The organism is Kitasatospora sp. NPDC004272, assembly GCF_053603035.1.
The window spans coordinates 66,228-80,059 of sequence record NZ_JBSGET010000003.1 but is presented as its reverse complement, the minus strand read 5'-3'; the positions used below and the strand labels follow the sequence as shown (position 1 = coordinate 80,059).

The 13,832-nt window shown below is 75.9% G+C and carries 12 protein-coding genes; 7 read left to right on the top strand and 5 right to left on the bottom strand.

The genetic code is table 11. The annotated features are described in order from the left end of the window. Positions 1–35 precede the first annotated feature (35 nt). Positions 36–920 (bottom strand): LysR family transcriptional regulator, encoded by an 885-nt coding sequence (locus tag ACWEO5_RS01935; protein WP_452159195.1) that lies wholly within the window; start codon positions 918–920, stop codon positions 36–38. A gap of 71 nt (positions 921–991) precedes the next feature. Between ACWEO5_RS01935 and ACWEO5_RS01930 the strand changes: the two genes are divergently transcribed. Together ACWEO5_RS01930 and ACWEO5_RS01925 are read left to right on the top strand one after the other, a co-directional pair. Next, positions 992–1,831, top strand: coding sequence for a dihydrodipicolinate synthase family protein (locus tag ACWEO5_RS01930; RefSeq protein WP_452159193.1), 840 nt, complete (start codon positions 992–994; stop codon positions 1,829–1,831). 193 nt (positions 1,832–2,024) lie between these two features. Beyond that, positions 2,025–3,053, top strand: coding sequence for an aspartate-semialdehyde dehydrogenase (locus tag ACWEO5_RS01925; protein WP_452159191.1), 1,029 nt, complete (start codon positions 2,025–2,027; stop codon positions 3,051–3,053). A 61-nt stretch (positions 3,054–3,114) separates the two neighbouring features. Here the strand turns inward: ACWEO5_RS01925 and ACWEO5_RS01920 are convergent, their stop codons facing one another. Continuing rightward, positions 3,115–3,906 carry a hypothetical protein gene (locus tag ACWEO5_RS01920; protein WP_452159189.1) on the bottom strand — a complete coding sequence of 264 codons (792 nt, stop codon included), beginning with the start codon at positions 3,904–3,906 and terminating at the stop codon, positions 3,115–3,117. Positions 3,907–4,084: 178 nt separating this feature from the next. Here ACWEO5_RS01920 and ACWEO5_RS01915 point away from each other — a divergent pair, with 178 nt between their 5' ends. Further along, positions 4,085–6,940: a glycosyltransferase family 39 protein gene (locus tag ACWEO5_RS01915; RefSeq protein WP_452159187.1), complete on the top strand. Its 2,856-nt coding sequence runs from the start codon at positions 4,085–4,087 to the stop codon at positions 6,938–6,940. Positions 6,941–7,037: 97 nt separating this feature from the next. On the opposite strand, the gene ACWEO5_RS01910 is transcribed toward ACWEO5_RS01915, so the two are convergent. From ACWEO5_RS01910 to moaA, 3 genes are all read right to left on the bottom strand, one after another. Then, on the bottom strand, positions 7,038–7,787 hold the full coding sequence (locus ACWEO5_RS01910) for an HNH endonuclease family protein (protein WP_452159185.1): 750 nt from the start codon (positions 7,785–7,787) through the stop codon (positions 7,038–7,040). A gap of 182 nt (positions 7,788–7,969) precedes the next feature. Further along, complete coding sequence (locus ACWEO5_RS01905) at positions 7,970–8,638, bottom strand: pyridoxine/pyridoxamine 5'-phosphate oxidase (protein ID WP_452159183.1); 669 nt, start codon at positions 8,636–8,638, stop codon at positions 7,970–7,972. Positions 8,639–8,716: 78 nt separating this feature from the next. After that, positions 8,717–9,736, bottom strand: coding sequence for a GTP 3',8-cyclase MoaA (gene moaA, locus ACWEO5_RS01900; RefSeq protein WP_452159181.1), 1,020 nt, complete (start codon positions 9,734–9,736; stop codon positions 8,717–8,719). 131 nt (positions 9,737–9,867) lie between these two features. Between moaA and ACWEO5_RS01895 the strand changes: the two genes are divergently transcribed. The 4 genes from ACWEO5_RS01895 to ACWEO5_RS01880 all read left to right on the top strand — a co-directional run bounded on the left by ACWEO5_RS01895 (position 9,868) and on the right by ACWEO5_RS01880 (position 13,715). Beyond that, the gene (locus ACWEO5_RS01895; RefSeq protein WP_452159179.1) at positions 9,868–10,521 is read left to right on the top strand and encodes a nucleotidyltransferase family protein; all 654 of its coding nucleotides are present in this window, start codon (positions 9,868–9,870) and stop codon (positions 10,519–10,521) included. A gap of 291 nt (positions 10,522–10,812) precedes the next feature. Next, complete coding sequence (locus tag ACWEO5_RS01890) at positions 10,813–11,670, top strand: hypothetical protein (RefSeq protein WP_452159177.1); 858 nt, start codon at positions 10,813–10,815, stop codon at positions 11,668–11,670. Positions 11,671–11,934: 264 nt separating this feature from the next. After that, positions 11,935–12,804 carry a hypothetical protein gene (locus tag ACWEO5_RS01885; RefSeq protein WP_452159175.1) on the top strand — a complete coding sequence of 290 codons (870 nt, stop codon included), beginning with the start codon at positions 11,935–11,937 and terminating at the stop codon, positions 12,802–12,804. 95 nt (positions 12,805–12,899) lie between these two features. After that, the gene (locus ACWEO5_RS01880) at positions 12,900–13,715 is read left to right on the top strand and encodes a (2Fe-2S)-binding protein (RefSeq protein ID WP_452159173.1); all 816 of its coding nucleotides are present in this window, start codon (positions 12,900–12,902) and stop codon (positions 13,713–13,715) included. Positions 13,716–13,832 lie beyond the last annotated feature (117 nt).

Below are 13,832 nucleotides of genomic sequence, written 5' to 3'. Positions count from 1 at the left end.
GGAAGGCTAGCGACCGTCCGTGAACGGCGGGAAGGTCAGGCCGAACGGAGTTCGGCGGGCACCGCCGCGTGCAGGGCCGCCGCGAAGGCCGCCACCGCCGGGTGGGCGGCGCCGCCGGCCCGGAACGCGGTGCGGGTGCGCCGGTACAGCGGCAACCGGGTCAGCACCACGCCCGGCGGGCAGTCGCCGATGCCCAGGTGCGGCACCAGCGCCACCCCCTGGCCGACCGCGACCAGGGCCAGCTGGGCGGCGAAGTCGTCCACCCGGTGGCGCACCCGCGGGCCGAACCCGGCGGACTGGCACACCCGTTGGACCATCGTGTGGCAGAGCGTCCCGGGCGGGGAGGTGATCCACGGGCTGTCCCGGTGCCCGGCCAGGGCGCCCGCCGAGCGGGCCGCCAGGTACAGCGGCTCGGCGAACACCGGGCCGGTCAGCGCGATCCCGTCCTCCGGCTCGCCCGGCACCAGGTCGTACTCGTGCACCAGCGCCGCGTCCAGCTCGCCCGCGCGCAGCGCGGCCGCCACCGCCGCCGGGTCCACCTCGCTGACCATCGCCTCCAGCTCCGGGTGCCGGGAGGCCAGCTCGGCCAGCGCCGCGGGCAGCAGGGCGCGCACCGCGGACGGGTAGGCGCCGATCCGCAGCGGCCCGGCCGGCCCGGTCCGGGCGCGCGCCAGCTCGGCGTCCGCCCGCTCCAACAGCTCCAGCACCGCCTCGGTGTGCCGCACCAGGTTCCGCCCCGCCGGGGTCAGCGCCACCCGCCGCCCGGTCCGCTCCAGCAGCGGCACCCCCGCCTCCCGCTCCAGCACCGACAGCTGCTGGGACACCGCCGAAGGGCTGAACGACAACGCCTCCGCGACCGCCGCGATCGTCCCCTGGTGGGCCAGTTCGCGCAGCAACCGCAGCCTTCGCACATCGAGCATCGGCCCAGCTTACGAGAAGCATCGGCAATGTGAACTGGACCTGCACGGTCGCCGCCCGGCAGGCTTCCCGCATGGAACTCCACGGCATCCACGTCCCGCTGGTCACGCCCTTCGACGCCGACGGCGCGCTCGCCCTCGACGCCCTGGAGCGGCTCGCCCACGACAGCCTGGAAGCCGGCGCGGCCGGCCTGGTCGCCCTCGGCACCACCGGCGAACCCGGCTCGCTGACCGACGCCGAACAGGACGCGGTGATCGAGGTCTGCCGCCGCGCCACCGACGCCCACGGCGCCGTGCTCACCGTCGGCGCCGGCCACGGCGGCACCGCCCGCACCGCCGGGGCGCTGGCCGCGCTGGCCGGCCGGGCCGACGCCGCGCTGGTCGCCGTCCCCGGCTTCGTCCGCCCCGGCGAGGCCGGGGTGCTGGCCCACTTCCGGGTCCTGGCCGCGGCCAGCCCGCTGCCGCTGATGATCTACCACATCCCGTACCGCACCGGGCAGCGGCTCGGCGCCGACACCCTGCTCGACCTGCTCGCGCTGCCCGCCGTGGCCGGGATCAAGTACGCGCCCGGCGGCATCGACGAGGAGACGGTCGCCCTGCTGGCCGCCGGACCGCGCGGCGTGCTGGCCGGCGACGACCTGTTCCTCTCCCCGCTGCTGGCCCTCGGCGCGGACGGCGGCGTGCTGGCCTCCGCGCACCTGGAGACCGCCCGCTTCGTCGCCCTGCACCGGGCCTGGCAGGACGGCGACGCCGCGCTCGCCCGCAAGCTCGGCGCCGAACTCGCCGCGCTCTCCCGGACCGCCTTCGCCGGCCCCAACCCGACCGCGCTCAAGGCGCTGCTGCACCGCGCCGGACGCATCCCGACGCCCGCGGTGCGGCTGCCGCTGCTCGCGCACGACCTCGGGGACGCCTGAGCGGCCGCCCCCGGGGACACCCGGGAAGAGCCGGATCGCACGCAGGATTTCCGGCGGGGAAGGGCCTGCGCAGGAGGGATTTCCGCCGCGGACGGCAAGCGTTCACGCTTTGGGACACCCCCGCCGAAACCCGCTCTGACAAGGCATGATGGGCCGGGACAACCGGCACAACCGGTAGCAGGAGGAGAGACGGATGAGGATCGGCATCGTAGGTGCCACCGGTCAGGTCGGCGGCGTGGTCCGCGAGATCCTGGCGGAACGGAACTTCCCGGTCGAGCAGCTGCGGCTGTTCGCCTCGGCCCGCTCGGCGGGGCGCACCCTGCCCTGGAAGGACACCGAGGTCACCGTCGAGGACGCCGCCACGGCCGACTACAGCGGCCTGGACATCGTGATCTTCTCGGCGGGCGGCGCCACCTCCAAGGAGCTGGCCCCCAAGGTCGCCGCCGCCGGAGCCGTCGTCATCGACAACTCCTCCGCCTGGCGCCGCGACCCCGAGGTCCCGCTGGTCGTCGCCGAGGTCAACCCCGACGCGATCACCGAGCGCCCCAAGGGCATCATCGCCAACCCGAACTGCACCACCATGGCCGCGATGCCCGTGCTGCGCCCGCTGCACGAGGAGTCCGAGCTGGTCACCCTGGTGGTCTCCACCTACCAGGCGGTCTCCGGCTCCGGCCTGGCCGGCGTCTCCGAGCTGCACGAGCAGGCCCGCAAGGTCGTAGACGGGGCCGCCGCGCTCGTCCACGACGGCGCCGCCGTCGAGTACCCGGCGCCCGGCGTCTACCAGCGCCCGATCGCCTTCAACGTCGTCCCGCTCGCCGGGTCGATCGTCGACGACGGCAGCAACGAGACCGACGAGGAGCAGAAGCTCCGCCACGAGAGCCGCAAGATCCTCGGCATCCCCGAGCTCAAGGTCTCCGGCACCTGCGTGCGCGTCCCGGTCTTCACCGGCCACTCGCTGCAGGTCAACGCCCGCTTCGCCCGCCCGATCAGCCCCGAGCGGGCCACCGAGCTGCTGGCCGACGCCCCCGGCGTCGCGCTGACCGACATCCCGACCCCGCTGCAGGCGGCCGGCCAGGACCCGAGCTACGTCGGCCGGATCCGCACCGACGAGACCGTCGAGCACGGCCTGTCGCTGTTCCTGTCCAACGACAACCTGCGCAAGGGCGCGGCGCTCAACGCCGTGCAGATCGCCGAGCTGGTCGCGGCCGAGCTGCGCGCCTGACCCGCGCGGACGGGCCCCCGGGTGCTTCCGCCCGGGGGCCCGTCGCGCCGTCCGGGGGCGCTCACTGGCCCGGGTGCGCCGACTGCCCGTCGACCGCCACCGGCAGCTCCGCCGACAGCGCGGCCGCCGTCCACTTGTCGCCCGGCGCGTACCACTGGTACGTCCCCGGCCGCCGGGCGGGCACGTTCAGCGCCAGCTCGCCCCCGGCGTCCGTGCCTGCCACCGCCAGGGTGGCCCAGGTGTCGCCGCCGTCCGGACGGAACTGCAGGTAGGCGAGGGTGCCCTGCTGCGGCACGTCGGTGTTGCCGTCCCACTCGGCGCGCCGCAGCCGGGCCCGGACGGTGACCGCTTCGCCGGGGGCCGCCCGGGGCGGGGCCGCGGCCCGGTCGAACCCGGCGGCGTGCTTGAGCGAGAAGCCGGCCGCGTTCTTCGACAGGTAGCGGTCGCCGTCGTTGGCGCGGATCCGCAGGTCGACGAACCAGCTGCCGGCCTGGTCGTCGAAGAGCGCCCGGGCGGTCGCCGAGACGGTCGCCGTGCCGCTGCACCGGGCCGTCGTCCCGGCCGGGTCGAGCGGCGCGCAGGTCATCCGGCCGACCTTCAGGGCCGCGTAGTTGGGCCCCCACAGGCCGACCGGGTCGACCGAGCGGATCCCCGAGTCGTCGCGCGCGGTCACCTCCACCGTCACCGTGCGGGTCCCGTCCGGGCCCAGCTCGACCGTCCGGCCGCCGTCCACCGAGACGGACAGCAGCTCGACGTCCCCGCTGGAGGACTCCGGGGCGGTCGCGGGCACCAGGACGACGGCGACCGCCCCGACCGTCGCCACCGCGCACAACGCCACCGCACTTTTCCGCACGGTGTCCCAGTATCCAGGGTCGACCGCCAGCGGCCCGGCCCGGCCCGGTCCGGCGGGCGGGACGGGCGGGACGGGCGCGGTTCGGCGGGCGAACGGAGGGTAAAGGTGTGCCCAACGGTCGCCGGGCCACCGGGCGGAGCCCTCACCGCCGGGCCGGGCCGAGGAGGAGGTGCCGGAGATGGACCGCTGCGTCGTCCTGGTCGACGCGGGCTACCTGCTGGGCGCGGCCGCCAGCCTGCTCGCGGGGGATCCCGGCCGCCCCCGGATCGCCGTCGACCACCCGGTGCTGATCGCCGCCCTGCGCGAACGCGCCGAGGCCGAGACCGGCCTGCCGCTGCTGCGGATCTACTGGTTCGACGCGGCCGTCGACCGCCGCCCCGCCCCCGAGCACCGCCGACTGCGGGTGCTGCCCCGGGTCACCGTCCGGCTCGGCGCGCTGACCAAGGCCGAGGGCCGCTGGGTGCAGAAGGGCGTGGACGCGGCGATGCACGCCGAACTCAGCGAACTCGCCCGCAACCACGCCTGCGCCGACGTGGTGCTGGTCACCGGCGACGGGGACCTGCTGCCCGGCGTCGCCTCCGCCAAGGAGCACGGCGTCGCCGTCCACCTGTGGGCCCTGCAGGCCGCCGACGGGGACTTCAACCAGTCCGAGGAACTGGTCGGCGAGGCCGACGAGCGCCGGGTGCTGGACCGGCAGTGGATCGAGCGCTGGGCCCGCCCCAGGGAGGGCGCCGAGACCCCCGCACCCGCCCCCCGGGCGCTGCCGCCCGTCGCACTGCCGCCCGTCGCGCTGCCGCCCGTCGGCCCCAAAGGCCGGGCCTCCTGGGCCGGCCGGCTGCGCACGCTGCCCGCCCGCACCTGGCGGGGCCGCGAGGACGACCCGCGCTGGGTGCGTCCGGCCTTCCTCGGCCTGCTGCTGGCGACGGCGGTGATGTACTTCTGGAACCTGACCGCCTCCGGCTGGGCGAACTCCTTCTACTCGGCCGCCGTGCAGGCCGGCTCGGTCAGCTGGAAGGCGATGTTCTTCGGGTCCTCGGACTCGGCGAACTTCATCACCGTCGACAAGCCGCCGCTGGCGCTGTGGCCGATGGCGCTCTCCGCCCGGATCCTCGGCCTCAGCTCGTTCAGCGTGCTGGCCCCGCAGGTCCTGATGGGCGTCGGCACCGTCGCCACCGTGTACGCGACGGTGCGCCGCCGCTTCTCCGCGCTCGGCGGCCTGGTCGCGGGCGCCGCGCTGGCGCTGACCCCGGTCGCGGCGCTGATGTTCCGGTTCAACAACCCGGACGCGGCGCTGGTGCTGCTGCTCACGCTGGCCGCGTACGGCGTCGTCCGGGCCACCGAGACGGCCTCCACCCGCTGGCTGGTGTTCGTCGGCACGATGCTCGGCCTGGCGTTCCTCGCCAAGACCCTGCAGGCGTTCCTGGTGCTGCCCGCGTTCGCCCTGGTGTACCTGGTCTGCGCGCCCACCGCCCTGCGCCGGCGCTTCCTCCAACTGCTGTACGGCACCGTCGCGATGGTGGTGGCCGGCGGCTGGTGGGTCGCGGTCGTCGAGCTGATGCCCGCCTCGGCCCGCCCGTACATCGGCGGCTCGCAGGACAACTCCTTCCTCTCGCTGACCTTCGGCTACAACGGCTTCGGCCGGATCACCGGCGACGAGACCGGCTCGGTCGGCGGCGGCGGTGGCGGCCGGATGGGCGGCGGCGGTGGCGGCGGCATGTGGGGCAGCACCGGCCTCACCCGGCTGTTCGACGGCGACATCGGCGGGCAGATCGCCTGGCTGATGCCCGCCGCGCTGATCCTGCTGGTCTTCGGCCTGTGGGCGACCCGCCGCTACCCGCGCACCGACTCGGCCCGGATCGCCTTCCTGGTCTGGGGCGGCTGGCTGCTCTCCACCGCGCTGACCTTCAGTTTCATGTCCGGCATCTTCCACCAGTACTACACGGTGGCCCTCGTCCCGGCGGTCGCCGCCCTGGTCGGCATGGGCGCGGACGGCCTGTGGAAGGCCCGCCACCACCTGCCGTACGCCGCGGTGCTCGCCGTGACCGTCCTGGTCACCGCCTGGTGGGCGCGCCAACTGCTGGGCCGCAGCACCGACTTCGTGCCGTGGCTGGGCAACGCGGTGCTGGTCGTCGGCGTCCTCGCCACCCTCGCCCTGCTCTTCTCCAGCCGGATCGCCGGCCTCACCGGCCGCCGGATCGCCACCGCCGCGGGCCTCGCCGCCCTCGCCACCGGCCTGGCCGGCCCCACCGCCTACGCCCTCGACACCGTCTCCACCGGCCACAGCGGCTCCATCGTCACCGCCGGACCGGCCGTCCAGAGCGGCGGCTTCGGCGGCCGGGGCGGCTTCCCCGGCGGCGGTGGCGGCCGCGGCGGCAACTTCCCGGGCTTCCCGGGCGGCGGCACCAACGGCACAATGCCCAACTTCCCCGGCGGCAACGGCGGCACCGGCAGCAACGGCGGTACCGGCAACGGCATGCCGAACTTCCCGGGCGGCACCGGCAACGGCGGCACCGGCAACAGCAACGGCATGCCCGGCCTCCCCGGCGGCACCGGCACCGGCAGCAACGGCGGCACCTTCCCGGGCTTCCCGGGCGGCACCACCGGCGAGGACGGCCGCACCGGCCGCGGCGGCGCGGGCGGCTTCGGCGGCATGGGCGGCCTGCTCAACGGCGCCCTGGTCTCCTCCGAGGTGGCCGACCTGCTCAAGCAGGACGCCGACCAGTACACCTGGGTCGCGGCCGCGGTCGGCTCGCAGAACCAGGCCAGCTACCAGCTCGCCAGCGGCGAGCCGGTGATGGCCCTGGGCGGCTTCAACGGCAGCGACCCGTCGCTCTCCCTCGACGGCTTCAAGCAGCTGGTCAAGGAGGGCAAGGTGCACTGGTTCATCGGCGGCGGCGGGATGGGCGGCGGCAGCATGGGCGGCTCCAACTACTCCTCGGAGATCTCCTCCTGGGTGGAGTCCACCTACACCGCCAAGACCGTCGGCACCACCACCATGTACGACCTGACGGCGAGCCCCAAGACGAGCAGCTGACCCACCGGCCCCGCTCGAACGGCCCCGGGGCCGTCCGGACTCCCCTCCCGGGAGCCCCGGACGGCCCCGGGCCGTTCCGCGTCCTACCGGCCCCGGCTCAGCCGCCGCACAGCGCGAGCATCGTCTTCTTGTCGGCGGGCGTCACCGGCAGCTGGTACTTCAGCGAGACCTGCGCCCACCGGATCGCGTACGAGCAGTGCACGGCGGTGTTGGCGGGCAGCCAGGTCGCCGGGCCGGAGTCGCCCTTCGAGGCGTTCTGCGAGCCGTCGGCGGGGATCAGGTTGAGCGGGTCGTTGGCGATCTGCACCCGCTTGGCCTTGTCCCACTGGGCGGCGCCCTGCTGCCAGTCGTAGGAGAGCGGCATCACGTGGTCGATCTGGATCTTCGACGCCTGCTGCTTGGTCCACTGCACGGTCTTGCCGGTGTACGGGTCCCAGATGGTCATGCCGGTGACCACGCAGGCGGAGCCGTCCTTGTGCTCGACGCCCTTGCCGTCCCGGGCCAGCACGTCGTCGCGCGTCCCGCAGTTGTTGTGGCCCAGCGGCACGCCGTCCACGTTGTCGGTCCACGGCGGCCCGAACTGGTCGCGGTCGTAGCCGGTCTTCGGGCCGGCGTCGGCGGTCTTCACCTTGGCGATCAGGTCCCGCCCGGCCTTCTTGTCCGCGTCGCCGCTGACCGGAGCCAGGCCGGGCTTGGTCCCGTCCGGGTTCTGCAGCGGGTTCGTCCCCTGCGAGGCCGCCCCCGAGGCGCCACCGCCCCCACCCCCCTTCGGCGCGCTGGTGCACCCGGCGAGGGCGAGCGGACCGAGCAACAGGACGGCTATGGCGGCGGTACGGCGGGAGCGCACGGTGTTCCTCTGCGGCTGGGCGACTCTGACGGCCCACCAGCAGACCAGTCCCCGATCCACCTGGTCAAGCCGGCCGGGGCCCGGCACGACCCGCCTCACAAAGCGGGCAAACCCCGCCCCCGCCATGCACTCCCTCCGCCACGAACCGCAGCCCAGCGATCACCGGGCCGCGCCGGATCCGCTCAGGGCCACAGCCGCCCGCGCGTCCAGTCCTCGCCCTCGCGCTCGTAGCGCAGCCGGGTGTGCCTGCGCTGCTTGTCGGCCTGCCAGAACTCGACCCGTTCGGCGCGGACGGTGTAGAGCGTCCACTCGGGCACGACCAGGCCGGGTTCCCGCTCGATCCGCTCCAGCGCCAGCTCGGTGGCCCGTTCGAGCTCCCGCACGTCCTGGAGCGGGCTGCTCTGCCGCCCGGCCAGCGCCTCGGCGCGCGCCCCGGGCGAGCGGGCCAGGAAGTCGGCCGCGCTGCGCTCCGCCGGTTCCGGTGCGACGGTGCCGGTGATCCGGATCTGCCGGGCCTGCTGCGGCCAGTAGAAGGAGAGCGCCGCCACCGGGTTCGCGGCCAGGTCCCGCCCCTTGGGGCTGGCGGCCCCGGCGGCGAACTGCCACCCGTGCCGGTCCACGTTCTTCAGCAGCAGCACCCGCGCCGAGGGGGTGCCGTCGGCGCCGACGGTGGAGAGCGTCATCGCGTGCGGCTCCCGGACCCCGGCGTCCACCGCCTCGACCAGCCAGTCGACGAACAGCGTCTCGGGCCGTTCCGGTGCCGCGTCCGGATCGAACTCGGGCAGTTCCCCGGCGAAGACCGCGAGGCCGCGCAGGTACTGCCTGATGTCCGTCGTGCCGATGTCCGCCATGGGAAATCCCCTCCCCCTCAGGTGCCCGCCGTACGCCCGCGATCCTACGCCGCACCGGTCCTCCGGCCCCTGCGGCCCTCAGCCGCCGATCGCGGACATCGGCCGGTCCGGCCGGACGAAGTCGGCGTCGCCGATCCGGTGCCCGGGGCCCTTGCGGGCGACGCAGTCCCGCCAGGCCCGTTCGATCCGTTCGTCGTCGGCGTCGCCGCGCAGCAGCGCCCGCAGGTCGGACTCGGCGGTCGCGAACAGGCAGTTGCGCAGTTGCCCGTCGGCGGTGAGCCGGACGCGGTCGCAGCCGCCGCAGAACGGGCGGGTGACGGAGGCGATCACGCCGACCACGTGCGGGGTGCCGTCCAGCCGCCACTCCTCGGCGGGCGCGTTGCCGGGCCGGCCGGCCGGGACGAGCGGCCAGCGGGCGGCGAGGACGGCGAGGATCTCGTCGGCGGTGAGCATCGCGGCCCGGTCCCAGGCGCCCTGGGCGTCCAGCGGCATCGACTCGATGAAGCGCATCCGGTAGCCGTGGTCGACCGCGAACTGGACCAGGTCGACGAGTTCGTCCTCGTTGACGCCGCGCACCGGCACCGCGTTGACCTTGACCGGTGCCAGTCCGGCGTCCTGCGCGGCGGCCAGCCCGGCCAGGACGTCGGCGAGCCGGTCGCGGCGGGTGAGCGCCGCGTACCGTTCGGGGCGCAGGGTGTCCAGGCTGACGTTCACCCGGTGCAGTCCGGCCCGCTTCAACTCGGGGGCGCTGCGGGCGAGTCCGATGCCGTTGGTGGTCAGTGAGAGTTCCGCGCCGAGTTCCGCGAGCCGGGCGACGAGCGCGGGCAGGCCGCGGCGCAGCAGCGGTTCGCCGCCGGTGAGGCGCAGGGTGCGGACGCCGAGGCGGTGGACGGCGATCCGGGCCAGCCGGAGCAGTTCGTCGTCGGTGAGCGCCTGGTCGCGCGGCAGCCAGTCGAGCCCCTCGGCGGGCATGCAGTAGGTGCAGCGCAGGTTGCACCGGTCGGTGAGGGAGATCCGCAGGTCGGTGTGGACCCGGCCGTACCGGTCGACGAGCGGTGCGGGTGCGCCGGTGGGGGTGTCTGGGGTGCGCGGTGCCATGGGGCCCAGTGAACGGGGACGGCCGGGGCCCGGTCCAGGGACGGAACGGCCGGGAGCGGCGGACGGGCGGCGGGCCCGGCCTGTCGGATCGTCCAAGGCGGCGGGGCGGGGCGGGGCGGCAGACTGTCCGCATGACTGGCGGCGCGACGGGTGACGGTACGGACGCGGACGGTGGCCGGGCGGCACTGCGGGTCGCGGCCCTGGTGCTGGCGGCGGGCGGCGGCTCCCGGCTGGGCGGCCGACCGAAGGCGCTGCTGCCCTACCGGGGGCGCCCGCTGCTGGAGCACGTGCTGGCGGTGGCGGCGGACGGCGGCTGCGACGGGGCGGTGGCGGTGCTGGGCGCGGCGGCCGCGGAGGTGCGGGCCCGGATCGAGCCGCGGGCCCCGACCGTGGCCCGGGATCGTCGACTGGTCGACAATCCCGACTGGCGCACCGGAATGGCCTCCTCGCTGCTCGCCGGCCTGGCCGCGCTGCCGCCGGGGACCACCGCCGCCCTCGTCCTCCTGGTGGACACCCCGGGCGTGACGGCGGAGGCGGTGCGCCGGCTGCGTTCCGCGCACACCGCCCGCACGGACCTGGCCGCCTGCGCCTACGCCGGGCGCCGGGCCCACCCGGTGCTGATCGGTGCCGCGCACTTCCCGTTCCTGCGCGCCACCGCGACCGGCGACGCGGGCGCCCGGGCCCTGCTGGCGGGCCGCCCGGTGGCGCTGGTCGACTGCACCGGCGCGGGCACTCCGGACGACCTGGACACCCCGGAGGACCTGACCCGGTGGGGCATCGGCTGACGTCCGTCCGCGGCCGGCCCGGGAAGCCGCCGGTGCCGGAGAACCGTCGCGTATTTTCCTTCCGTAGCAAGCAAGTTGACGTGCCGTCATCGAGTCCTGTCGGGGCTCTCGCGCCCCGCCCGGCACCGGCGTCCCGTGCGACCGCGCACGCCCCCGGCGCGCAACCGTTCGCTCACCTTTCCGCCACCTCAACTCCGTTGTAGGAATCCCTCATTCCGCGGCGGCCGGGCCCCCGATCGGCCAGGATGGAAGGACCTCCCTCCCAGTCGACCCGAACGGACGGTGACCGCCATGCCGCTGCCCGAGGATGCCGCCGACGCCACCGCGGACGCGGTACCCACCGGTTTCTCCCCCGGTTCGCCGTCGGGGGCGAGCCAGTTGCGCTGCCCGGCCTGCCGGGCGGAGCACCGGTACGAGCCGCCGAGCCTGCCGTGCCCGTGCGGGGCGCAGCTGCGGGTGCCGCTGCTGCGCGGCGGGGTGCCGGTGCAGGTCAGGTTCCGGTCCTGGGAGGACTCCTGGCTGAACATGCGCTGTCCGCACTGCGGGCGCAGCGACCAGTGGCCGCAGCCGGAGTTCACCTGCGACTGCGGGGCGACGGTCCGGCTGCCGGTGGACCGGGTGCCGCGGCTGCAGAGCACCGACGCGCGGTCGAGCCGGCCGGTGGAGAGCGCCCGTCCGTACACCACCGCGGTGCCGCCGGCCCCGCCCGCCCAGGCGCCGGGCCCGCTGGCGGCCGGCTCGGGCGCGGCCCGGGCGCTGCGCCAACCGTTCCGGCCGCAGCCGGTGCGCACGCCGCAGGACGCGGTGCTGACGGCGGCCCGGTACCTGCAGTGGCTGGGCTTCTGCGACCTGGAGCTGACGCCCGGTCAGGAGCGCGACTCGACCACCCTGCTGGGCAGCCGGATGGTGGCCCGGGTGGACACCTGGACGGAGCCCGCCGACGTGAAGGCGGTGGAGTGCCTGTGGCTGGAAACGCTCCACAGCGAGGACGTCGCGGCCGCCATGTTCACCGTCTCGGGGTACTCCCGGCAGACCGTGGTGCGCGGCGAGCAGCTGCTGGTGGCGCTGTTCACGCTGGACGCGGCGGGCATCCCGCAGCCGTCGAACGGCGCCGCCGAGGCGCTGATGGAGACCGGCTGGACGTCCTGACGCCGCGCCCGCGCGGCCCCGCCGCGCGCCACCGGGGACGCCCCTGACGGCGGCCCGCCGGACCTCCGGCGGGCCGCCGTCGCACGTCCCCGACGACCACCGTCCGGATCGGGCCGTTCCGGATTTCCCCGCGCTCGTGATCTGGTGCACAAGCTCCCGCGCGTGTTGAATTGCCGCCACGACGCGGGCCCTCGGGCCGGCGGGACGTTGCATGGCGCGCACAAGGAGGTGGCGTTGTCGGTGCACGGTACTGCCCCGGGGGGCATGGCGGACGTCGTCTGGCGGCTGCGGTCGCGCGGCTGCTGGCAGGAGGCCGCGGACCTGCTCCGCCCGCAGGCCGGGCGGGACCCGACGGCGGCGCTCCAGCGGGCGGAACTCCTGATCGAGCAGTGCCTGTTCACCGCGGACCACTGGGAGCGCGCGGAGGACGCGCTGCGGCACGCCGAAGCCTCGGTCGCGGGCATCGAGGCGCGCGCGGCGGCGTCCTGCGCCCGGGGGTTCCTGGCGTACGTGGCGAGCGTGCTGGGCCGGCGGGACCGGCTGGACGAGGCGCAGGCCGCGCTGGGGCGGACCTCCGCGCTGCTGGCGCCGAAGGCACCGGGCCGTCCGCTGCTGGACTTCCGCCGGGGGCTGGTCGCGGAGAACCTGCTGCACGACCCGGTGGCGGCGCACAGCGCGTACGCCCGGGCGCACGAGGGGGCCCGGGAGCGGGGGGACGACCTGCTGCGCTCCTCGACCTGGCGGCACCTGGCGGGCCTGGCCCGGGCGGCGGGCGACCGGGAGCGGGCGCGCGCGGGGTTCACGGCCTCGCTGCGGCTGCGCGAGGAACTGGGCTTCACGGTGGGGGTGGCCCCGGCGCTGGCCTCGCTGGCGGAGGTGTCCGACCCGGCCGAGGCGGAGCGGCTGCGGGCCGAGGCGTCCCGGCTGGTGCAGGCGCTCGGCGGGGTGCCGGTGTGGCTGGCGCGGCGGCTGGCCCAGGTCCCGGCGCAGCCCGGCCCCCAGGACGCCGGCGCCCCGCGCGCCGGCCGCACGGACGGCGGCCCCACGGACGGCGGCCCCACGAGCAGCGGCAGCACGGGCAGCGGCCCCACGGACGGCGGCATCGGGCGCGACCTGCGGCACGGCATCAGCTAAGGTGAGCCTTACCTGCCCGGGGTGAACAGCAGCCCGGGCAGGTCCACCTCGCCGTGCCCGGGCCCGCTCCCGGGAGCACCACCCAGGGAGCCCGCGTGACCACCTACCAGGTCGAGCAGTCCCCCGCCTCCCCCCGCGCCGCCGCCCTCGACGCGCTCCCCTGCCGGGACAGCTGGCTGCGCCTGGGCCGGGCCTTCCCCGACCTGCGGATCCACCACGCCGCCCCGCGCACCGGCCCCGGCTGGACCACCGCCACCGCGCTGGCCGGCGACCGGGCCGCGCTGGACGCGATGATCGCCTTCGACGAGCGGCTGGGCCTCGACCTGTACGGCGCCCCGACCCGCCCGGACGTCACCGCCGGGTTCAGCCTGCACCGCTACGCCTGGCCGGTCGCGCTCGCCTTCACCCTGCCCTGGCTGCTGGAGCGCCGCGTCCCGCTGCTGCCGCCGTCCCGGGTCTCGATCAACCGCGGCACCGGCGAACTGACCGCCCGCCCGGCCGGCTTCCACTGCCTGCCCGACGACCCGGCGGCCGCCCGCCCGGACGCCCTGGTCGTCCCGGACCGCCCGGCGCTCGACGCCGCCCTGCGCACCGCGCTCGCCGAGCACTTCGCGCCGCTGCTCGACTCCTTCCGCCCCGCGGTGCGCCGCGGCCCGCGCACCCTGTGGGCGCTGGTCACCGACGACGTGGTGGACGGCCTCTGGTACGCCGCCGGGCTGCTCGGCGAGGAGCCCCGCGCGGTGGCCGAACTGGAGGCCCTGCTGACCGGCGACGCCGCCGCGGCCCCGTTCGTCGGCACGCCGGGCTTCCGCGGCCCGGACGGCGCCCGGTCCCGGACCCGGGTCAGCTGCTGCCTGTACTACACCGTCCGCCCGGCCGAACTCTGCGTCAGCTGCCCGCGCGCCCGGTAGCGCCGCGGGAACGCCGCCGGGGCGAAACCGGTCTGACGATCATTCATTATTTCCGCCGAAATTCCCCCCTAACGGGGTAATGCCCCCGATCCCGCCTTGATCGCCGAATTTCTCCGC